This is a genomic window from Streptomyces sp. ALB3 (genome assembly GCF_044385685.1).
Lineage (GTDB): Bacteria > Actinomycetota > Actinomycetes > Streptomycetales > Streptomycetaceae > Streptomyces.
Map to the genome: position 1 here is coordinate 257,456 of NZ_JBISCE010000032.1, position 19,089 is coordinate 276,544.

The following is a 19,089-nucleotide window of genomic DNA, read 5'->3' on the forward strand; positions in this document are numbered from 1 at the left end:
CACCGTGGCGCGCGCACTGGAGCTGCCCAACTACATCGGCCATCTGATCCGGCGCGCCGAGCAGGTGCACACGGCCCTCTGGGCCCAGCACGTGTCCCGTGAGATCACCTCCCAGAAGTTCGCCGTCCTCAACGCTCTCAGCCGGGAGCCCGGGGTGGACCAGCGGACTCTCGGGCGCCTCACCTCACTGGACCGCTCCACGGTCAATCTGATGGTCCGCCGTCTGACCGACCAGGCTCTCGTGAGCCAGGTGCGCGACGAGGAAGACCGCAGACGAACGCTGTTGCATCTCACCGATGAGGGGGCTGCGCTGCTCGACTCCCTGATCGCTCCGGCGGAACGGATCAACGAGCTACTTCTCAGAGCACTTCCCGAGGGTGAACGGGCGATAGCCGTTGACATCCTCAGCAGACTCGCCTCGCTGGATGAGGAGTCGCTCCGCAGCGGAGCATGAGCCTGGCAGAGCGTCCTCCGGACGAGGTCCGCTCGGTGCACGGCAAACGGCTCCCCGGCAAGCAGCGGGGGAGCCGTTCGTGGCGGGCGCGGACTGCGGGCAGTCGGGGATCAGGCGCGACGCGAGTGCCGGTTGCCGGTGACGACCCGGTACAGGACGAGGAGGATGATGGAGCCGACAACGGCGGCGATCCAGGTGGACAGGTCGAAGAAGCCGTCGATGGAGTCGACTCCGAAGATGACCTTGCCGAGCCAGCCGCCGAGCAGTCCGCCCGCGATGCCGATGAGCATCGTGATGATGATGCCGCCGGGGTCCTTGCCCGGCAGGAGTGCCTTGGCGATGACGCCGGCGAGCAACCCGATGAATATCCAGGCGATGATGCCCATGATGCGTCTCCTACCTCGTCGTATAAAGCCTGTGTCAATGCACCGTCTTTACCGTCCCGGCCATTTCAAACACCGCATGTCTGCCGCCTCCGGCAGGGCGCGACTCCGGCGGGCTTACGCACTCGCGCAGGGCAGGACGGGGCCGCGGGGCAGTGGGCCGTCCGTCGCGCTGCCACCGCTGCGGTGTCCGACTCCGGCATGACCGTTCACATGCCGACCGCCGCGAGCGCCCGGTCCGGCCTCGCGTCATCGGGCCGAGCCCGGCGCGTGTGCACCCTGGGCGGCGCCCCTGCGACTGATCCGCCTCCGGTGCGGCGGGCCGGCCGGGTCCCCCCGGTCTTCCCGCCGCACCGGCACGTGAGGTCAGCCCAGCTGTGTGTGATGGAGCATCAGCAGGCCGGCCGCCATGTTGGCCGCCGGTATCTCACCGCGCGCGACCAGGTCCGGGATCAGTTTGAGCGGGACCCACTCGCGGCGGGAGGACTCGAAGTCGTCCGCCGGATGACCGGTGTACGTCGCCTCCCGGGACCAGAAGAGATGGTGCCGGGCGTCGACGAGGCCGTTGGCCGGTTCCACGGTCATCAGCGGACGCAGTTCCCCCGGGCGCCAGCCGGTCTCCTCCTCCATCTCCCGTGCCGCCGCGGCGGCGACGTCCTCACCGTCCTCGACCACACCTGCCGCGAGCTCCCAGCCCCAGCTGTCGGTGATGAAACGGTGGCGCCACAGGAGCAGCACCTCGTTGGCCTCGTTGACGACGGTCGCCGCGGCGACGGCCCGGAGCCGGATGAGGAAGTGGTCCAGATGCCGGCCGTCGGGGAGGACGACATCCGCCAGATTGACCCGGAACCATGGATTCTCGTACACCGTCTGTTCGTTTAAGTTCGTCCACTGCACTGTTCTGCCACCTTCCGACTGGTCGATGGCAATATCGGAGCAGGGTCCGCCCCGCGGGGGAACGTCTGGAGGTTCCTGGGGCGAGGCTCACAGGGGCACGCGGAGCGCCCCGTCGATGAGACGGGCCGCCGCCTCGGCGTCGGCGCTGCCGCTGGCGGCCAGGTGTTCCCGCACGGAACGCATCCGGTCCCGGAGCCGCTGGGACTCCATGCCGCGGGCGCGTTCCGCCATGTCCGAGGCCGTGCCGGCCGCCTTGTCGGCCTCTCCCTGAAGCAGTTCGAGGTGGGTGAGCATGGCGAGCCGGTGCACGGTCCCGCGATCGTGCGCCGGGGAGCGTACGGCCGCCGCAGCGTGTTCCCGGGCACCGGAGAGATCCCCCAGTCGCAGCAGGGCCTCCGCCACCTGGACGTTGACGAGACCGGGCTGGACGTACCCCGTCTCGGCGGGTTCACCCCCGCTCCGGATGCGTCCGGCCTCGGCCTCCGCGCGGCGGATGCACTCCAGGGCGCCGCGGTGGTCGCCGAGCTGGGCGTAGGCCTTGGCCTGCATCGCGTGCAGATCGGTGGCCAGCGCGGGCGTGATGTGCGGGCCCGCCGCCCGCAGGGCCGCTTCGGCGAAGGCGACGGACCGGCGGTATTCGGCCAGGTACAGCGACTGGTTCACGAGCAGGGCGATCACGTAGCCGCCCAGACCCCGGTCGCCGCTGGACTTGGCGAGGCGCAGGGCTTGGTGGAAGTAGCGCTGGGCGAGCCCGTGGGCGTCGGAGTCGTAGGCGCAGATGCCCGCGACGGCCACCAGCCCGGCGGTGGCACGGTGCAGTTCCCGGCCCGTGGTGTCGCTGTACCCGCCGCGCAGCAGCGGTGCCGTCTCGGCGTTCAGGAAGCCGACGACGCGTGCCTTGGTCGCGATACCGCCCGCCTTCCGGTACATCTGCTCGTAGTGCGTGCGGGCCGCACGGAGCATCGCCAGGTCCGCCGTGCTCACGCGGGCCGGCCCCGGACGGGAGACGTCGGTGTCGTCGGGAGGGTTCTCCCACTCCCAGACCGGCATCACGGCTGTCGTGCCCGTGACGGCGGGCGCGGTGGCGAGGTGCGGACGCTGCTGTTCGTCGGAGCGCCACAGGGCGGTCGCGCGGTCGACGAAGCCGGAGAGACCCGTGTCCCGGTCCACCGCGTGGACCCCGGAGACCCCCATGCCGATGTCGTCGAGGGTGACGGGTCTGTCCAGCCGGTCCGCGAGGACCTCGCAGATCAGGTCGGGCACCTGCCCTCGCGGGCGCTGGCCCTTCAGCCAGCGGGCGACCGCCGTGTGTTCGTAGCGCAGGCACAGCCCGCGGGCGCGGCCGGCCTGGTTGACGTGGCCGGCGAGCCCGGCACGGGACACACCCGCCTCGTCGATCAGCGATTCGAGCAGGACGTTGGGCTCCATTGCCCCCCCATGTGCGTGTCGCGAAGAGCCTAGTGGAGCACGATTCACACGGGGTGTGAACGCAATGCCCGAAGCGTCCGGCTGTGCGCTCTGCCGCGCCGGGGCGCCGCCGGGTTGACTGAGTGCCTCGCAAGAGGCGGCCGGGTCGTCGGCTCCCCCTCGTAACAGTTCGACGACCCGCCCCGCGCCGTTCGTCCTGCCGGCCTGCCCGACACTCCGTGGCAGGGCGTACGGCGCCGGATCGCGCGGCCCCGCTGCCCCGATGACAGACGGGCCGCGTGCGGTCCCCGGGCCGCCCCGCGAGAACAGAAGGGGCGTATCCGGTGACCGGATACGCCCCTTCTCACCACTCGGTGACTAGGCGCCGCGCAGCACCGCGCCGGTGCGCTCGGCGGCCAGGGCGACCGCGGCGTCGCGGGCCGCCGAGGCCTCCTCCACGGTCAGCGTGCGGTCCGGGGCACGGAACCGCAGCGCGTACGCCAGGGACTTGTTGCCCTCACCGATCTGCTCGCCGGTGAAGACGTCGAACAGCCGCAGCGATTCGAGCAGGCCGCCGGCGCCTTCGCGCAGGGCCTTCTCCACCGCTTCGGCGGGCACGTCCGAGGCGACGACGAGGGCGACGTCCTGGGTCGCCACCGGGAAGAGGGAGATCCGGGGCGCCTGGAGCACGCCGTCGGCCGCCTGCTCCAGGACGTCGAGCTCGACCTCCATGGCGCAGGTCCGCTCGGGCAGGTGGAGCTCCTTGATGACGCGCGGGTGCAGTTCGCCCGCGTGTCCGAAGAGCGTCTCCTCGCCGTCGACCGTGACGTACAGCGCGGCGCAGCGGCCGGGATGCCACGGTGCGTGCCGGTCGGCGCGGACCGTCACCTCGACGCCCGTCTCACGGGCGATGGAGCGCGCGGCCTCGACGGAGTCCGCCCAGCCGGCGGGGCGGCCCCTGCCCCACCAGCCGGCCTGTTCGCGGGCGCCCGCCAGGACGGCGGCGGCACGGCGCGGCTGACGCGGGAGCGCCGCGTCCAGTCCGGCGATCTCCTCGTCGGTGGGACGGCGGTCGACGGGCAGACGGACGGCCTTGGCCTCCTCGCCGGTGGGCCTGAAGACCAGGCCCGTCTCGAAGAGCGCCAGGTCGTGGCTGCCGCGGCCGTCGTTGCGACGCAGCGCGCCGAGCAGGCCCGGCAGCAGCGTCGTGCGCAGCGCGGGCTCCTCGTCGGAGAGCGGGTTGACGAGGGTGACCGTGCGGCGGCGGGCGTCGTCCTTCTCCAGGCCGAGCTGGTCGAGGACGGCGTCGCCGATGAACGGGTAGCTCAGCGCCTCGACGTAACCGGCGCCCGCCAGGGCACGGCCCACGCGGCGGTGCAGCCGCTGGCGGTCGGTGAGCCCGCGCCCGGACGGCGGCGTGGGCAGGGTGGACGGGAGGTTCTCGTACCCCTCCAGCCGGATGACCTCTTCGGCCAGGTCGTTCGGCTCGGCGAGGTCGGGGCGCCAGGACGGCACCGTGACGATCAGCTCGTCCTGCCCGTAGACGTCGCAGCCGACCTGCTGGAGGCGGCGTACGACGGTCTCTCGGCCGTAGGCGACACCGGCCACCCGGTCGGGGTGGTCCGCCGGCATGGCAATGGTGCGGGGCGCGGACGGGGCGGTGATCTCCGTGACGCCGGCCTCGGCCGTGCCGCCCGCGAGGAGGACCAGCAGGTCGACCGTGCGCTGCGCGGCCGCGGCGGCGGCCTTGGGGTCGACACCGCGCTCGAAGCGCTTGGACGCCTCGGAGCTCAGCTTGTGGCGGCGCGCGGTCCGGGCGATGGCGATCGGGTCGAAGTGCGCGGCCTCGATGACGACCTCGGTCGTCCCGGTGTCCTCGGCGTGGTCGGCGATCTCGGTGTCGGCTCCGCCCATGACGCCCGCGAGGCCGATCGGCCCGCGGTCGTCGGTGATGACCAGGTCCTGGGCGTCCAGGACACGCTTCGCGCCGTCGAGCGTGGTGAGCTTCTCGCCCTGCTGGGCGCGGCGCACACCGATCGCCCCCGCGACACGGGTGCGGTCGTAGGCGTGCAGCGGCTGGCCGAGCTCCAGCATCACGTAGTTGGTGATGTCGACGGCCAGCGAGACGGTACGCATCCCGGCCTTCTGCAGCCTGCGCTGCATCCAGATCGGGGAGCGCGCCTCGGGCCGCAGCCCGGTGACCGTACGCGCGGTGAAGTTGCTGCATCCGAACGGGTCGGACACCTTCACCGGGTAGCCGTGCGCGTTGGGCGGCGGCACGTCCAGGAGCGCCGGGTCTCGCAGCGGCAGCCCGTACGCGACGGCGGCCTCGCGGGCGACCCCGCGCATCGAGAGGCAGTAGCCCCGGTCGGGCGTGACGGCGATGTCCAGGACCTCGTCGACCAGCTCCAGGAGCTCGATCGCGTCGGTGCCGGGCTCGTACTCCGGCGGCAGCACGATGATGCCGTGCGTCCCGTCGTCGCCCATGCCGAGCTCGTCGGTCGAGCAGATCATGCCGTGCGAGGTCTTGCCGTACGTCTTGCGCGCGGCGATCGCGAAGTCGCCGGGCAGTACGGCGCCCGGGAGGACCACGACGACCTTGTCGCCGACGGAGAAGTTACGGGCGCCGCAGACGATCTCCTGCGGTTCGCCGGTGCCGTTGGCCGTGCCGACGTCGACCGTGCAGAAGCGGATGGGCTTCTTGAAGCCCTCCAGCTCCTCGATGGTCAGGACCTGCCCGACGACCAGCGGACCCTTGAGGCCGGCGCCGGTCTGCTCGACGGTCTCGACCTCGAGGCCGACGGAGACGAGCTTGGCCTGTACGTCACGGCCGGTCTCCGTCACCGGCAGGTCGACGTACTCCCGCAGCCAGGAAAGCGGGACGCGCATCAGATCTCCATCCCGAACGGCCGGGTGAACCGGACGTCGCCCTCGACCATGTCTCGCATGTCCTCGACGTTGTGGCGGAACATGAGCATCCGCTCGATACCGAACCCGAAGGCGAATCCGCTGTACTTCTCGGGGTCCACACCGCAGGCGACGAGCACCTTCGGGTTGACCATGCCGCAGCCGCCGAGCTCGATCCAGCCCTCGCTGCCGCAGGTGCGGCAGGGGCGGTCCGGGTTGCCGACCGACTCGCCGCGGCAGACGTAGCAGACCATGTCCATCTCGGCGGACGGCTCGGTGAACGGGAAGAAGTTCGGCCGCAGCCGGGTCTTCATGTCCGGGCCGAAGAGCGCCTGGACCATGTGGTCGAGGGTGCCCTTGAGGTCGGCCATCGTGAGGCCCTCGTCGACCGCCAGCAGCTCGATCTGGTGGAAGACCGGGGTGTGGGTGGCGTCGAGCTCGTCGGTGCGGTAGACCCGGCCGGGGCAGACCACGTAGACGGGGGGCTTGCGGCTGAGCAGCGAGCGCGCCTGGACGGGCGAGGTGTGCGTGCGCAGCACGACACCGGACTCATCGCTCTTCGCGCCGTCGGCGCCCTGCACGAAGAAGGTGTCCTGCATCTGACGCGCCGGGTGGTCCGGCACGAAGTTCAGGGCGTCGAAGTTGAACCACTCCGCCTCGACCTCGGGGCCCTCGGCGACCTCGTAGCCCATGGCGACGAAGACGTCGGCGACGCGCTCCATGAGGGTCGTCAGCGGGTGGCGCGCACCGGCCGGGGTCCGGTCGTAGGGCAGGGTGACGTCCACCGCCTCCTCGACCAGGACGCGGGCGTCACGCTCGGCCTCCAGCTCGGCCTGGCGGGCTGCCAGGGCCTTGGAGACGGCGCCGCGGGCCTGGCCCACGCGCTTGCCCGCCTCGGCCTTGGCCTGCGGCGGCAGGGCGCCGATCTCCCGGTTGGCGAGGGACAGGGGCGAGGTGCCACCGGTGTGCGCGGTCTTCGCCTGGGCGAGCGCGTCGAGGTCGCCCGCGGCGGCGAAGGCGGCGAACGCCTCGTCCCGCATGCGCTCGATCTCTTCCGGTTTCAGTGCCTCGACCTCGACTGGGTCGTACGACTTGTTCGGTGCCGACATCTCTTCCCGTGCTTCCGATTGGCTGATGGTGCGGTCCCCCGCTCGACGACTGAGGACGCAAAGGTGCCAAAGGTCGAGTCTACGGGCCGCCGAGCGGCGGAGAAGCCCGTGGGCTGCTCAGGCGAGATACGCCGGAGCCCCCACAGGCAGGATAAATCGGAACTCGGCGCCACCGCCGGGTGCCCGGTCCACCGTGATGGTGCCGCCGTGCGCCTCCACGATGCCCTTGACGATGTACAGGCCCAGGCCGGTCCCGCCACGCTTGCTGCCCCGCCAGAAGCGGGTGAAGACGCGGCTCATCGACTCCTCGGGAATACCGGGGCCCTCGTCGCTCACGGTGACCGCCGTTCCGGTCTCGTCGCTCTTCGCCGGTGCGGGCGCGATCTCGATGGTGACGGTTCCCTCGCCGTGGCGCACCGCGTTCTCGAGCAGGTTGCCGAGGACCTGGTCGACCTTGTCCGGATCGGCCCAGAGCGCGGGCAGCGGCTGACGGGTGTGCACGAGGAAGCGGTCGGGCGCCTGGCCGTTCGCGGTGAGGGCCTGGATGTGGCGTTCGACGGCGGCGGAGATGTCCACGGGCTGACGCCGCAGCTCCAGCCGGCCGGAATCGATGCGGGAGATGTCGAGCAGCTCGGCGATGAGCCGGGTGACCCGGTTGGCGTCCGCGTCGACGGTCTCCAGCATCAGCCGCTTCTGGTCGTCGGTGAACCGTTCCCACTTGGCCAGGAGCGTGGCGGTGAAGCCCTTGACCGAGGTCAGCGGCGAGCGCAGCTCGTGGGCGACGGTCGCGATCAGCTCGGCGTGACTGAGCTCCGTGCGGCGGCGCGCCTCGGTGCCGCGCAGCGACACGACGAGCCGGCGGACCGGGCCGGTGGGGGTCTCGCGTACGTACCGTGCGGAGACCAGGACCTCGCGGCCGCCGGGGAGCAGCAGGTTCCGCTCGGGCTGGCCGACCCGGATGGCGAGCCCGCCGTACGGGTCGGTGAGGTCCCACCAGCGTCGCCCCTTGAGGTCCTCCAGGGGCAGCGCCTGGTGCAGGGAGCGGCCGAGCGCGGCGGGTGCGGGTGTGGCGGTGATCCGGGCCGCGGCCGCGTTGAAGCAGATGACCTCGCCGTTCTCGTCGGCGACGACGAGACCGTCGGGCAGGTCGTCCGGGTCGACGTCCGTCGCGGGGTCCCCCACGGCCTGGCTCGCGCCGGTCCCGCCGGAGAGGGCGCGCACGGCGGCCGTGTGTGTCGCTCGCGGCCTGCTCATGCCGACAGCCATCCTCCGTACCCCACCTCTCGAACCGGTGCGGTGGGTCCCCGAGTTCGTCCAGTTCGTCACCCTACTAGGCGCCGGCGGCCGGGCGACACCCTCCGGGCGGGCACCGGCGGAGTGTGGCCCGTATCGATCGGTGGGGCGCCGGCGGGGATCAGCCGGCCCGCCGGGGGCGCTGGGCCCGCGCGGAGGCGTAGAGGCACACCGCGGCGGCGGTGGCGAGGTTGAGGCTCTCGGCCTTCCCGTGGATCGGGACCCGGACCACGGCGTCGGCCAGGGCGCGCGTCTCCTCCGGCAGGCCCCACGCCTCGTTGCCGAAGACCCAGGCGGTGGGCCCTCCCATGGTGCCCGCGTCGAGTTCGTCGTCGAGGTCGTCCTGACCGGCGCCGTCGGCCGCCAGGATGCGCACACCGGCGGCCCGGAGCCCCCTCACGGCCTGCTCCACGGGCACGCCGACGGCCACCGGCAGATGGAAGAGGGAGCCGACGGACGCCCGGACGGACTTGGGGTTGTAGAGGTCCACGGACGCGTCGGTGAGCACGACGGCGTCCGCGCCGGCGGCGTCCGCGCAGCGCAGCACGGTGCCCGCGTTCCCGGGGTCGCGTACGTGGGCGAGGACGGCGACCAGGGCGGGCTTCGCCGCGAGGATGTCGTCGAACGGCGAGTCCAGGAAGCGGCAGACGCCGATCAGTCCCTGGGGGGTGACGGTCTGCGAGACGTCGGCGAGCACCTCGCCGTCCGCGAGGTGCACGCGGGCGCCCGTGGCACGAGCGGCGTCGATGATGTCGGCGTGGCGCTCCGCCGCCTCCACGGTGGCGAAGAGCTCGGTCAGTGTGGGTTCGCCGTCGACTCCGCGGTGCGCGGCTGCCTCGCGTACGGCCTGCGGCCCCTCGGCGATGAACCTGCGCTCCTTGCCGCGGAAATTACGCCTGGCCAGCCGGCGTGCGGCGGCGATTCGCGGTGATCGCGCGGAGATCAGTTCGGGGGTGCCCATGGTCGGCGGCGAGCCTCTCTGCGTAGGTCAGCTTCTCTGCGTACGTTTCTCTGCGTACGGCTGACTGCGTACGCGACACGTGGTGCAACGCACCGGACCCGCAGACGGCACACGCCTGCGGGTCCGGCTCGAAACGCTGGGGACGCTTGGAAGTACTGCCTGGATCAGGCGGCCTTCGGGGCGTTGACGTCGCTCGGGAGGGCCTTCTGGGCGACCTCGACGAGCGCGGCGAACGCGTTGGCGTCGTTGACCGCGAGCTCGGCCAGGATCTTGCGGTCCACCTCGATGTTGGCGGCCTTCAGACCCTGGATGAGGCGGTTGTACGTCATGCCGTTCTGGCGGGCAGCCGCGTTGATGCGCTGGATCCAGAGCTGACGGAAGTCGCCCTTGCGCTTCTTGCGGTCGTTGTAGTTGTAGACCAGGGAGTGGGTGACCTGCTCCTTGGCCTTGCGGTACAGGCGCGAACGCTGACCGCGGTAACCGCTGGCGGCCTCGAGGATCGCCCGGCGCTTCTTGTGGGCGTTTACCGCCCGCTTGACGCGTGCCACTTTTAACTCCTTGCAGCGGGGCCGTGGTTCACTCACACGGCCCGGAAACGAATTGGTCCCGGTCGGATGGAGGTCGCGCCTCCGGCTTCACCGGAGGCGTCGCCCTCTACTTGCCGAGAAGCTTCTTGATCTTCTTGGCGTCGGCCGGAGCCACGACGACCGTGCCGGTCAGCGAGCGGGTCTTCTTGGACGACTTGTGCTCGAGCAGGTGGCGCTTGCCGGCCTTCTCGCGCAGCACCTTGCCGGAGCCGGTGATCTTGAAGCGCTTGCTGGCACCGCTGTGCGTCTTGTTCTTCGGCATCGCGCCGTTATCTCCTCGTCAGTGGCGCCCCTCACGGTGCGGGCACCGGACTGCAGGGGCGTCAGATCTTTGGGTGGGTTCCGGGGGACCCGGGGGCGCCTGGATGGCGGCCCCCGGAGGTCACGCCTCGGAAGGTGTATCGGCCGGAGCCTCGGCCGCTGCGGCCGGGGCCTCAGCGGTCTCACCCTCGGACTCGGCGTCGGGGGTGAATCCCTGACGCTCCGCCTTGCGGGCGGCCTGGGCCTCGCGGGCCTCGGCCATGGCTTCGGTCTTCTTCTTGTGCGGGCCCAGAACCATGATCATGTTCCGGCCGTCCTGCTTCGGGTTCGACTCGATGAAGCCGAGGTCCTCGACGTCCGAAGCGAGACGCTGGAGCAGACGGAATCCCAGCTCGGGACGGGACTGCTCACGACCGCGGAACATGATCGTGATCTTGACCTTGTCCCCCTGCTTGAGGAACCGGACGACGTGACCCTTCTTGGTGTCGTAGTCGTGCGGGTCGATCTTCGGCCGGAGCTTCATTTCCTTGATGACCGTGTGCGCCTGGTTCTTGCGCGCCTCACGGGCCTTCATGGCCGACTCGTACTTGAACTTCCCGTAGTCCATGAGCTTGCACACGGGGGGACGGGCTGTCGCCGCCACCTCGACCAGGTCGAGGTCGTACTCCTGTGCGAGCTCCAGGGCCTTGGCAAGCGGAACAATCCCGACCTGCTCGCCGCTGGGACCGACAAGTCGCACCTCGGGAACGCGAATCCGGTCGTTGATGCGGGGCTCGGCGCTGATGGATCCTCCTCGGTAGCACCACGCGACCGCCTGGCGGACAGCCGCGTAACGTCTTCTGTATGACCAACCGAGCCGGGAAAGCAGAAATGCCCCGGACGGGACACAGGCGGGGCTCCTGGAAATACCGGAACACCGCCGCGTGCAACCGCGGGGCGCTATCGGGCGGCCCCATCGTCCGTACGGAACGATGGCTGCCACCTGACCGGTGACCCGCCGTCCCTGAGGACGGTCAGGTGGGAGATCGGAGCCTCCACTTGTGGGCCGGTCACATAGGTGTCCGGCCGGTCGTTACACAAGGTTAGCAGCTCCCCGGTGCTGGGGCTAACCCGCTGCCCGGGCGGCTCCCGCAGCAGGGGCGGCACCGGCGTGGCCTTATCGTGTGGGGCATGAGCGACTCGACCACCCCCAGCACCGAGAACCCCGGCTTCGACGACATGGCCCGCGACATCGCGGAGGTTCCCGCGGTCGAGGTGATCGTGACCGTCGCCGTCAATCTGATGAGCGCGGCAGCCGTGAAGCTCGGCCTGACCGAGGAGGGCGAGCAGCACAAGGACCTCGACGAGGCCCGCAAGCTGGTCCAGGCACTGGCCGGGCTGCTCGACGCGAGCGCCACCGAGATCAGCACCTTCCACGCCTCGCCGCTGCGCGACGGTCTGAAGTCGCTCCAGCTGGCGTTCCGTGAGGCCTCGCTCGTACCGGACGAGCCCGGCCAGGGCCCGGGTGAGAAGTACACCGGTCCCGTCTACGGCTAGTCGTCACACTGCCGGCCGTCACCGCACGTCCCCGAGCCCGCCCCCTGTCCCCAGGCGGCGGGCTCGCCCGCGTCAGCGGCTGAACAGCGGTTCGCCCGGGGCCCGGGCGTCGGCCGGCAGCAGCGCCAGGTCGATCCCGCGCACCAGTCGGGCACGCAGCACCTCGCTGGCCGAGAGCGCGTCGGCGACCCGGCGGGCGGCGTCCGCGACCACCGCGTCCGGGGAGAGGACCAGGGCGAGGGTGCCGTCCGCCCGGCCCGGCCCGAGGTGGGCGCGCAGCACCGTGGGCTCGGAGGCGGCAGCCGCCCGCACCGCGTCGACGACGGCGGGGTCGTCGAGCGGGTCTGCGCTGGTGCGGTTCTCGGCCAGTGCCAGCAGCACCGGGCCGGTCAGCTCGAAGGCGACGGGTCCCGCCAGGTCGAGCACCACCGTGTCCGCCTTCTCGTGGGCCGCGGCCTGAAGCGCCTGGTGCAGGGGTACGGCGACGGGGCGGGCCTGCGGGTCCCAGCGGGCCAGTGCGGCGGTGGAGGTGAAGGCGGGCAGTGCCCGCCGGCCACCGGCCTGCAGGGTCGGCACCGCCATGTCACTGGTCTTCTCCCGGCGCAGCCCGTTCTCGTCCACCTCGACCTCGCCGAGCACGGCGACGACCGGCACGAGGAGCCGGGCGCCGCGGAGCGCCGCGAGGACCGGGCCGACGGCCGTCCGGTCCTGCGCCCACGCCGCGAGGGCCGCCGTCAGTTCGGGCGAGGCAGTGCCGTCGTCGTCGGAGAAACCGGGATCGGGAATGTTCTTGAGCGCCACACGACGAGCGTAGTGGGTCGGCTCCCCCACCCGGGCGACAGGTCGGGCACGGGCTGCTGCCGGCCGGTTCCGCCACGGATGGGCGTGTCCCGTGGCTCGTGCGCCGGATGCCGCGCACGCGGCCGTGGGCCGCCGTATCGTCCGCCTCGACCCCGTCGGCCACGGCGGGCGGGAGCGAGGAGCCCCAGGTGGATCTCGACGCGGAGCTGGCCGGGGCGCTGGCGCCCCTGGCGCGGGGCGCCGATGTGTCGGTGGCCCTGCGGGACACGGAGAGCGGCGCCGGAGCCGTGTACGGGGGCGGGCAGTACGACGCCGCCAGCGTCGTGAAGGTCGGCATCCTGGCGGCACTGCTGCTCGGGGCGCAGGACGGGAACCGGGAGCTCAACGGCGCCGAACACGCGTACGCGGAGGCCATGATCCGGCGCAGCGACAACGCGTCGGCCACCGCGCTGCTGAGGGTCATCGGCGGGGAGGAGGCCCTCGACGCCGCCAACGGACGGCTGGGGCTGACCGGGACGCGGGCGGCCCACGCGTGGGGCCTGACCCGGACGACGGCTGCCGACCAGGTGCGGCTGCTGGAGGCGGTGTACGGGGCGAATTCGGAGCTTTCGGCGGACTCGCGGGCGTACATCGCGGAGCTGATGGGCCAGGTGGAGGCGGACCAGCGGTGGGGTGTGTCCGCGGCGGGCACGTGCGCGGGGCTGAAGAACGGCTGGATGCCCCGGACGACGACGGGGCTGTGGGACGTCAACAGCATCGGGCGGGTGCGGAGCGGCGGGCGCACCCTGCTGATGGCGGTGCTGTCGCGCGGGCACGCGACGAAGGAGGCGGGCATCGCTCTCGTGGAGTCCGTCGCGAGGGCGGCGGCCGGTGTGCTCGGGCCGGCGGCCTGACCGGGGCGGACGGGGGCGCCACGGCACCGGCCCGCGCCGCGCTCAACGCAGCGGTCCCCCGGTGGGGAACGGGCTGTACCCGGCGGGGTTGCCGCCCACGGTGTTCCCGCCGCCGTTGTTCCTGCCGCGCCACAGCACCACGGCCAGGGCGAGGAGTACGGCTCCGAGGCCACCCGCCGAAGGGGCCAGCCAGCCGGCCGGGTCTCCGTCGCCGCCCTGGGGGTCCGGTCCGGAGCCGAAGTACTCGTCGCGGTAGCCGGCGGCCCGGGCGCCCGGGCCGTCCGGTCGCAGCTTCGCCCCGGCCTCCATCGCGGCGGCGGGGTCGACCATGCCGTATCCCCTGGCGTCGTCGCGGCCCCCCGCCGGGGCGTCGCGGGCGGTGTCCGCGAGCAGGGTCTTGATCTGCGCGGGCGAGAGGCCGGGATGTGCGGCGCGCACGAGGGCCACGGCCCCGGAGACGAACGCCGACGCGGCGGACGTTCCCCACTCGATGTAGTAGTGCTGGTCGGGGTTGGCCACGACGATGTCCACACCGGGGGCGCTGACGGTCGCGTACCAGCGACGCGTGGAGAACGCCGCGTGCGTGCCGTACCTGTCGACCGCAGCGACCGCGATCACGCCGGGGTAGGCGGCGGGGTAGGAGATGCGGTCGCCCTTCTCCCCGCTGTTTCCCGCCGAGGCGACGACGGCCACTCCCTTGCCGAGGGCGTACTGCACGGCGGCGTCCTCCCCGGGCTCCGGGTGGGCCGACTCGCTGTCGTCGCCCAGGGAGAGGTTGATGACGTCGGCACCGTGGTCGGCCGCCCAGCGGATGCCGTCGGCGAGCGCGGTTCCGCGTGATTCGCGGGCCTTGGCGCGTGACGGGTCCCCGGACTCGAGGATCACCCGTACGGGCAGGATCTTCGCCTCCGGGGCGACGCCCAGGACACCGTCGGTCCGCCCGGGGCCGTTCCCACGGCCCGCGATGATGCCGGCCATGGCGGTGCCGTGCAGGGCCCAGGACCGGTCACCGCGTCCGGCACCGAAGCCTATGAGGTCCTTGCCCGGGAGCACCTGACCCGCGAGGTCGGGGTGGGCGTCGTCGACGCCGGTGTCCAGGACCGCGACCGTGATGCCCTTGCCCTTGGTGGTCTGCCAGGCCGTGTCGGTGTGCAGGGCCTCCAGGCCCCATTGCTGGTCCCGGATGGCGTCCGCGTGGGCCGGGACGGCGGGCAGCAGCGTGAAGGCGGTGGCGGTGGCCACGGCGGCGAGCGCCCTGAGCCGGTGGGGACGGGTCATTCCGGCTTCTCCGCGAGGTCGGTGACGGTCCTGCGCAGGGTGCGTTCCACCCGGTCGGCGACGCCTTTCGCCTCGTGGCCGAGTCCGGCCTGGGCGGGAGCGGTGGTGGCGCCGCCGGTCATCGCCTCGGCCGCGGGCTGCGGATCGGGGACCGTACGGCCGTCGGCGAAGCCGGAGACGGCGAACACGACGACGGGCAGTTCGGTCAGGACGTGGACCGTCCAGCTGGCGCGCTGCCGGTCGCCGAACCCGGCGGCGACGGTGCCCTTCACCGGGTACGCACGGGGCATCAGGTCCGCGCGCCCGGCGAGGCGCTGGGTGGTGAACCGCGTGCCGAGCGCGCTCATCGCGTCGGTGCCGGCCTCGGTGAACACCATGCCGACGGTGGTGACGCTGCTGCGCGTGGCATCGGTGTAGGTGGCGCGCACCAGGCGTTCGCAGCCGACCGGGCGGAGCGTCTTGAGCAGCAGCGGATCGAGGCCCGCCGCGCAGCCGCTGTCACCGGCGACGGCGACCCTGGTCCAGACCCGGTCCGTGGCCCCCGGGCCCGCGCCGTCGCCCTTGAGGGTCCGGGGGAAGAGGGTGTCGACGGGGACGCTGTGCCAGGCGGAGCGGCCCAGGGCGTACGCGCCGGTGTCGCCCGGCTCGGCCGCGGAGTGTCCGGTGAGCCAGCTTCCGGTGACCGCACCGCCGATGAGACCGAGGCCGAGCACGGCGCAGACGGCGGCCGCCGCGGTCCTGACCGGGTTCCGGGCCCTGACGGGTCGCAGCCGAGTGGTGGTCTCGGCGGGAGTCTCCGCGTACGCGTAGTAGGCGCCGGGCGGGGCGGGTGTCGCGCCGGGCCGCGGCGTGAGGTCGACCGCGCCGACGGGCCTGCGCCTGGTGGCGGCGGGCGGGGGCGGCGGGCCGGGGGGCGCCGGGGGTGCGGGGCAGGCCGTCGGCGCGGGCGGGACGGGGCGCAGCCGGGTGGTCGTCTCCACCGGCGGGACGGGTTCGCCGCGCGGGGCGGGAGGAGCGGGCGGCGGTGACGTGGGCGCCGTGCCGGGCACGGGCGGCGCGGGGTCGGCGTGCGGGACGGGTTGCGCGCGCGGGGCCGGGGGCACGGGGCCACCCGGCACGGGCGGCGGGCCCGACGGGCGGGGCGGCACGGGAGCGCGCTGCGCTTCGGTACTCATCCGTCCCCCTGGTCCACGTCCCCGCCACCGCCCACTGACCGCTGTGGGGCACGGCCCGCCGGGTCGATCGTGTACCGGTCACTCTACGGGGTGGACGGCCCCCCGTGGGAACGGGCCGGGGGCGCGGGATGATCTGCACCGAACGTCCCCTACCCAGTGGTACGGGTGTCTGGCAAGCTGCGGTCATGACTGTCCGCGCAGCTGACCGGAGCCGTTACGACCGGGCCACCGCCCATCTCGACGCCCCGCTGGCCGTCGTCGATATGGAGGCCTTCGACGCCAACGCCGACGACCTGGTGCGCAGGGCGGGTGGCAAGCCCGTCCGGGTCGCGAGCAAATCGGTGCGCTGCCGTGCCCTGCTGGAGCGGGTGCTGGCACGTCCGGGCTTCGCCGGGATCATGTCGTTCACCCTCGCGGAGTCGCTGTGGCTGGCCCGTGCCGGGTTCGACGACGTGCTGCTGGCCTATCCGTCGGCCGACCGGTCCGCGTACGCCGAACTGGCGGCCGATCCGAAGCTCGCGGCGGCCGTGACGGTGATGGTGGACGATCAGGCGCAGCTGGAGCTGATCGACGCCGCGCGGGCCGGTGGCACCGAGGAGATCCGGGTCTGTCTGGAGCTGGACACCTCGCTGCGGCTGCTCGGCGGCCGGGTCAGGGTCGGCGCGCTGCGTTCACCGCTCCGTTCGCCCTCCCAACTGGCCGAGCTGGCCCGGTCGGTGGACCGCAGGCCCGGCTTCCGGCTGGTGGGGCTGATGGCGTACGAGGGCCATGTCGCCGGTGTGGGTGACGCGGTGGCCGGACGGCCGCTGCGGTCCCGCGCGGTCCGGCTGATGCAGGCGGCGGCACGCCGGGAGCTGGCGGCCAGGCGCGCGGAGGTCGTGCGGGCGGTGCGCGCGGTGGCACCCGGCCTGGAGTTCGTGAACGGGGGCGGGACCGGCAGCGTGCAGCACACCGCCGCGGAGTCCGCGGTGACGGAGATCGCGGCGGGGTCCGGTCTCTACGTCCCGAGGCTCTTCGACAACTACACCTCGTTCACCGGCCGTCCGGCCGCCCTGTTCGCCCAGCCCGTGGTGCGGCGGCCGGGCGTCGGAGTGGTGACGGTGCTCGGCGGCGGCTACCCGGCGTCCGGGGCGGCGGGCGCGGACCGGCTGCCTGTGCCCTGGCTGCCCGAGGGGCTGCGCTACGACCCGCAGGAAGGCCCGGGAGAGGTCCAGACGCCCCTGCTCGGGGCACCCGCTGACGATCTGCTGATCGGGGACAAGGTGTGGTTCCGCCACGCCAAGGCCGGTGAGGTGTGCGAGCGCTTCGACGAACTGCGGCTGATCGAGGGTGAGCGGATCACCGCCACCGTGCCGACGTACCGCGGTGAGGGCCGCACGTTCCTCTGAGGTCTCCCGGTCAGGTGAGGTCCCCGGTCAGGGAGCCACGGTGCTGCCCACGCCGCCGCCGGTGGCGTCGCCGACCGGCCGGATGCCCCGGGTGATGGCGTCCATGAGGGAGAGGGGCAGTTCCCTTCTGCCGGCGTCGAACGCGAACCGCACGACGACCGGGGTCTCGCTGCCCACCGCGGAGGGGAAGACGAGCGACTGCACGTAGCCGCCGGGGCCCCTGCCCGTGGTGACCTGCCGGCGCACGAGGTGTCCGGTGCGCCCCGCCACGGTCACGGACCTGGACGCCAGTTCCCTCTGGGACGTGATGCCCCCGTGGACGAGGTCGTCGACGGCGTTCCTCCCGTAGGCGCGGTCGGCCGCCGCCCCGATGTCCTCCTCGGCCAGTGCCTTCATGGCCGTGAGGTCGGTGCCGCTCGCCGTCCGGACCGAGACCGTGCCGTGGTAGCAGAGGCTTCCTGAGGCGCCCGGGCAGGTGTAGGAGCCGGCCGTACGCATCGTGGAGGCGTCGTCGAGGGTGTTCTCCGGCTTCTCCCAGCCGTCGGGTACCGGAAGCGTGACCCCGTTGAGCTGGTCGACCAGCACGGCGGGGTCGTCCTGCGGGCCCTCAGCGGGCGCCGGGGCGGCGCTGCCCGTCGCGGTGGGCGGCGGCGTACCGCTGGGCGCGGAAACCGGCCGCGTGCCGCCGTCGTCCTCGCCCAGCACGAGGAACCCGGTGACGGCGGCGGCGACGACCGCGAGGCCCGCCACGGCCAGGGCGGCGGCCCGGGTCGTCCGGCCGCCGCCCCCGGTGGCGTCGCCGGATCCGTGGGGCACGTACGGAGGGTGGAGCCCCACGGGCCGGGTCACGGCCGCCGGGCGGGTGTGTACGGTCCATGCCGTGCCGTCCCACCAGCGCTCCGTGCCGGGCACGCCCGGGTACCAGCCGGGCGGCGTCGCGTTGCTCATGGCACCACTCTAGGGAGCGTCAGTCGAGGGGTGTGACGTACGCTCCCGAGATCCCGCCGTCGACGAGGAAGTCCGTGGCGTTGACGAAGGACGAGTCGTCGCTCGCCAGGAAGGCGACGGCGGCGGCGATCTCCGTGGCCTCGGCGAACCGGCCGGCCGGGATGTGCACGAGCCTGCGGGCGGCACGCTCCGGGTCCGCGGCGAACAGTTCCCGCAGCAGGGGGGTGTCGACCGGCCCGGGGCACAGGGCGTTGACACGGATCCCCTCGCGGGCGAACTGCACACCGAGCTCCCGGGACAGGGCGAGGACACCGCCTTTCGACGCGGTGTATGAGATCTGGGAGGTCGCGGCGCCCATCCGGGCCACGAACGACGCGGTGTTGATGATCGAGCCGCGGCCCTGGCGCCTCATGTAGGGGAGGGCGGCCTTGCAGCAGAGGTAGACGGAGGTGAGGTTGACGTCCTGGACGCGTTTCCACGCCTCCAGCCCGGTCGTGAGGATGGAGTCGTCGTCCGGCGGGGAGATACCCGCGTTGTTGAAGGCGATGTCGACGGAGCCGTAGGTGTCGTCCGCGGCCGCGAAGAGGGCTTCGACCTGGCCGGGGTCGGTGACGTCGACGCGTACGAAGAGGCCTCCCGCCTCCTCGGCGGCGGCCCTTCCCGCGTGCTCGTCGATGTCGCCGCAGACGACGTGGGCTCCTTCCGACGCCAGCCGGCGGGCGGTGGCGAGGCCGATGCCGCTGCCCGCACCGGTGATGACGGCGGTGCGGCCGGTCAGTCGGCGGCAGACGCTGCCGGATTCGGTGGTCAT

At 72.7% G+C, this 19,089-nt stretch carries 19 protein-coding genes; 4 read left to right on the forward strand and 15 right to left on the reverse strand.

All coding sequences use genetic code 11. The features are described 5' to 3' along the window. The first annotated feature begins 4 nt into the window (after positions 1 to 4). Positions 5 to 454 carry a MarR family winged helix-turn-helix transcriptional regulator gene (locus ACHFIV_RS20595; RefSeq protein WP_398970957.1) on the forward strand — a complete coding sequence of 150 codons (450 nt, stop codon included), beginning with the start codon at positions 5 to 7 and terminating at the stop codon, positions 452 to 454. 110 nt (positions 455 to 564) lie between these two features. Here the strand turns inward: ACHFIV_RS20595 and ACHFIV_RS20600 are convergent, their stop codons facing one another. The 10 genes from ACHFIV_RS20600 to infC form a co-directional block, all read right to left on the reverse strand. Next, positions 565 to 840, reverse strand: coding sequence for a GlsB/YeaQ/YmgE family stress response membrane protein (locus ACHFIV_RS20600; protein ID WP_398970960.1), 276 nt, complete (start codon positions 838 to 840; stop codon positions 565 to 567). 363 nt (positions 841 to 1,203) lie between these two features. Beyond that, complete coding sequence (locus ACHFIV_RS20605; RefSeq protein WP_398970963.1) at positions 1,204 to 1,734, reverse strand: NUDIX domain-containing protein; 531 nt, start codon at positions 1,732 to 1,734, stop codon at positions 1,204 to 1,206. A gap of 87 nt (positions 1,735 to 1,821) precedes the next feature. Beyond that, positions 1,822 to 3,162 (reverse strand): transcriptional regulator, encoded by a 1,341-nt coding sequence (locus tag ACHFIV_RS20610; RefSeq protein ID WP_398970965.1) that lies wholly within the window; start codon positions 3,160 to 3,162, stop codon positions 1,822 to 1,824. A gap of 357 nt (positions 3,163 to 3,519) precedes the next feature. Next, complete coding sequence (gene pheT / locus ACHFIV_RS20615; RefSeq protein ID WP_398970967.1) at positions 3,520 to 6,030, reverse strand: phenylalanine--tRNA ligase subunit beta; 2,511 nt, start codon at positions 6,028 to 6,030, stop codon at positions 3,520 to 3,522. Beyond that, the gene (gene pheS / locus ACHFIV_RS20620) at positions 6,030 to 7,157 is read right to left on the reverse strand and encodes a phenylalanine--tRNA ligase subunit alpha (RefSeq protein ID WP_398970970.1); all 1,128 of its coding nucleotides are present in this window, start codon (positions 7,155 to 7,157) and stop codon (positions 6,030 to 6,032) included. Before pheS ends, pheT begins: the two co-directional genes overlap by 1 nt. Positions 7,158 to 7,274: 117 nt before the next feature. After that, positions 7,275 to 8,423, reverse strand: coding sequence for a sensor histidine kinase (locus tag ACHFIV_RS20625; RefSeq protein WP_398970973.1), 1,149 nt, complete (start codon positions 8,421 to 8,423; stop codon positions 7,275 to 7,277). 148 nt (positions 8,424 to 8,571) lie between these two features. Beyond that, positions 8,572 to 9,411 (reverse strand): TrmH family RNA methyltransferase, encoded by an 840-nt coding sequence (locus ACHFIV_RS20630; RefSeq protein WP_398970976.1) that lies wholly within the window; start codon positions 9,409 to 9,411, stop codon positions 8,572 to 8,574. Between the two features lie 164 nt (positions 9,412 to 9,575). Continuing rightward, entirely contained in the window at positions 9,576 to 9,959 is a 384-nt protein-coding gene (rplT, locus tag ACHFIV_RS20635; RefSeq protein ID WP_003970214.1) for a 50S ribosomal protein L20, read from the reverse strand. 106 nt (positions 9,960 to 10,065) lie between these two features. After that, positions 10,066 to 10,260, reverse strand: coding sequence for a 50S ribosomal protein L35 (gene rpmI, locus ACHFIV_RS20640; RefSeq protein WP_030918579.1), 195 nt, complete (start codon positions 10,258 to 10,260; stop codon positions 10,066 to 10,068). Between the two features lie 120 nt (positions 10,261 to 10,380). Next, a complete protein-coding gene (gene infC, locus ACHFIV_RS20645; RefSeq protein ID WP_398971137.1) occupies positions 10,381 to 11,043 on the reverse strand; it encodes a translation initiation factor IF-3 in 663 nt (220 codons plus the stop codon). Between the two features lie 386 nt (positions 11,044 to 11,429). Here infC and ACHFIV_RS20650 point away from each other — a divergent pair, with 386 nt between their 5' ends. Next, positions 11,430 to 11,795, forward strand: a complete 366-nt coding sequence (locus ACHFIV_RS20650) for a DUF1844 domain-containing protein (protein ID WP_391772798.1) — start codon at positions 11,430 to 11,432, stop codon at positions 11,793 to 11,795. A 72-nt stretch (positions 11,796 to 11,867) separates the two neighbouring features. Here ACHFIV_RS20650 and ACHFIV_RS20655 read toward each other — a convergent pair whose 3' ends face one another. Further along, a complete protein-coding gene (locus tag ACHFIV_RS20655) occupies positions 11,868 to 12,596 on the reverse strand; it encodes an SseB family protein (protein WP_398970981.1) in 729 nt (242 codons plus the stop codon). 188 nt (positions 12,597 to 12,784) lie between these two features. Between ACHFIV_RS20655 and ACHFIV_RS20660 the strand changes: the two genes are divergently transcribed. Next, positions 12,785 to 13,489 carry a serine hydrolase gene (locus tag ACHFIV_RS20660; RefSeq protein ID WP_398970984.1) on the forward strand — a complete coding sequence of 235 codons (705 nt, stop codon included), beginning with the start codon at positions 12,785 to 12,787 and terminating at the stop codon, positions 13,487 to 13,489. A 42-nt stretch (positions 13,490 to 13,531) separates the two neighbouring features. Here the strand turns inward: ACHFIV_RS20660 and mycP are convergent, their stop codons facing one another. Both mycP and ACHFIV_RS20670 read right to left on the reverse strand, forming a co-directional pair. After that, on the reverse strand, positions 13,532 to 14,767 hold the full coding sequence (mycP, locus tag ACHFIV_RS20665; RefSeq protein ID WP_398970987.1) for a type VII secretion-associated serine protease mycosin: 1,236 nt from the start codon (positions 14,765 to 14,767) through the stop codon (positions 13,532 to 13,534). Continuing rightward, positions 14,764 to 15,729 carry a hypothetical protein gene (locus tag ACHFIV_RS20670; protein ID WP_398971141.1) on the reverse strand — a complete coding sequence of 322 codons (966 nt, stop codon included), beginning with the start codon at positions 15,727 to 15,729 and terminating at the stop codon, positions 14,764 to 14,766. Before ACHFIV_RS20670 ends, mycP begins: the two co-directional genes overlap by 4 nt. 398 nt (positions 15,730 to 16,127) lie before the next feature. Here ACHFIV_RS20670 and ACHFIV_RS20675 point away from each other — a divergent pair, with 398 nt between their 5' ends. Next, a complete protein-coding gene (locus ACHFIV_RS20675) occupies positions 16,128 to 17,330 on the forward strand; it encodes an amino acid deaminase/aldolase (RefSeq protein ID WP_398970990.1) in 1,203 nt (400 codons plus the stop codon). A gap of 27 nt (positions 17,331 to 17,357) precedes the next feature. On the opposite strand, the gene ACHFIV_RS20680 is transcribed toward ACHFIV_RS20675, so the two are convergent. Both ACHFIV_RS20680 and ACHFIV_RS20685 read right to left on the reverse strand, forming a co-directional pair. Further along, the gene (locus tag ACHFIV_RS20680) at positions 17,358 to 18,278 is read right to left on the reverse strand and encodes a DUF2510 domain-containing protein (protein ID WP_398970993.1); all 921 of its coding nucleotides are present in this window, start codon (positions 18,276 to 18,278) and stop codon (positions 17,358 to 17,360) included. 19 nt (positions 18,279 to 18,297) lie between these two features. Beyond that, the gene (locus tag ACHFIV_RS20685) at positions 18,298 to 19,089 is read right to left on the reverse strand and encodes a 3-oxoacyl-ACP reductase (protein WP_398970996.1); all 792 of its coding nucleotides are present in this window, start codon (positions 19,087 to 19,089) and stop codon (positions 18,298 to 18,300) included.

Coding starts and splice junctions, on each gene's coding strand:
- ACHFIV_RS20600 (WP_398970960.1), bottom strand. CDS start 840: ATGGGCATCATCGCCTGGATATTCATCGGGTTGCTCGCCGGCGTCATC.
- ACHFIV_RS20610 (WP_398970965.1), bottom strand. CDS start 3,162: ATGGAGCCCAACGTCCTGCTCGAATCGCTGATCGACGAGGCGGGTGTG.
- pheT (WP_398970967.1), bottom strand. CDS start 6,030: ATGCGCGTCCCGCTTTCCTGGCTGCGGGAGTACGTCGACCTGCCGGTG.
- pheS (WP_398970970.1), bottom strand. CDS start 7,157: ATGTCGGCACCGAACAAGTCGTACGACCCAGTCGAGGTCGAGGCACTG.
- ACHFIV_RS20625 (WP_398970973.1), bottom strand. CDS start 8,423: ATGGCTGTCGGCATGAGCAGGCCGCGAGCGACACACACGGCCGCCGTG.
- ACHFIV_RS20630 (WP_398970976.1), bottom strand. CDS start 9,411: ATGGGCACCCCCGAACTGATCTCCGCGCGATCACCGCGAATCGCCGCC.
- rpmI (WP_030918579.1), bottom strand. CDS start 10,260: ATGCCGAAGAACAAGACGCACAGCGGTGCCAGCAAGCGCTTCAAGATC.
- ACHFIV_RS20650 (WP_391772798.1), top strand. CDS start 11,430: ATGAGCGACTCGACCACCCCCAGCACCGAGAACCCCGGCTTCGACGAC.
- mycP (WP_398970987.1), bottom strand. CDS start 14,767: ATGACCCGTCCCCACCGGCTCAGGGCGCTCGCCGCCGTGGCCACCGCC.
- ACHFIV_RS20675 (WP_398970990.1), top strand. CDS start 16,128: ATGACTGTCCGCGCAGCTGACCGGAGCCGTTACGACCGGGCCACCGCC.
- ACHFIV_RS20680 (WP_398970993.1), bottom strand. CDS start 18,278: ATGAGCAACGCGACGCCGCCCGGCTGGTACCCGGGCGTGCCCGGCACG.
- ACHFIV_RS20685 (WP_398970996.1), bottom strand. CDS start 19,089: ATGACCACCGAATCCGGCAGCGTCTGCCGCCGACTGACCGGCCGCACC.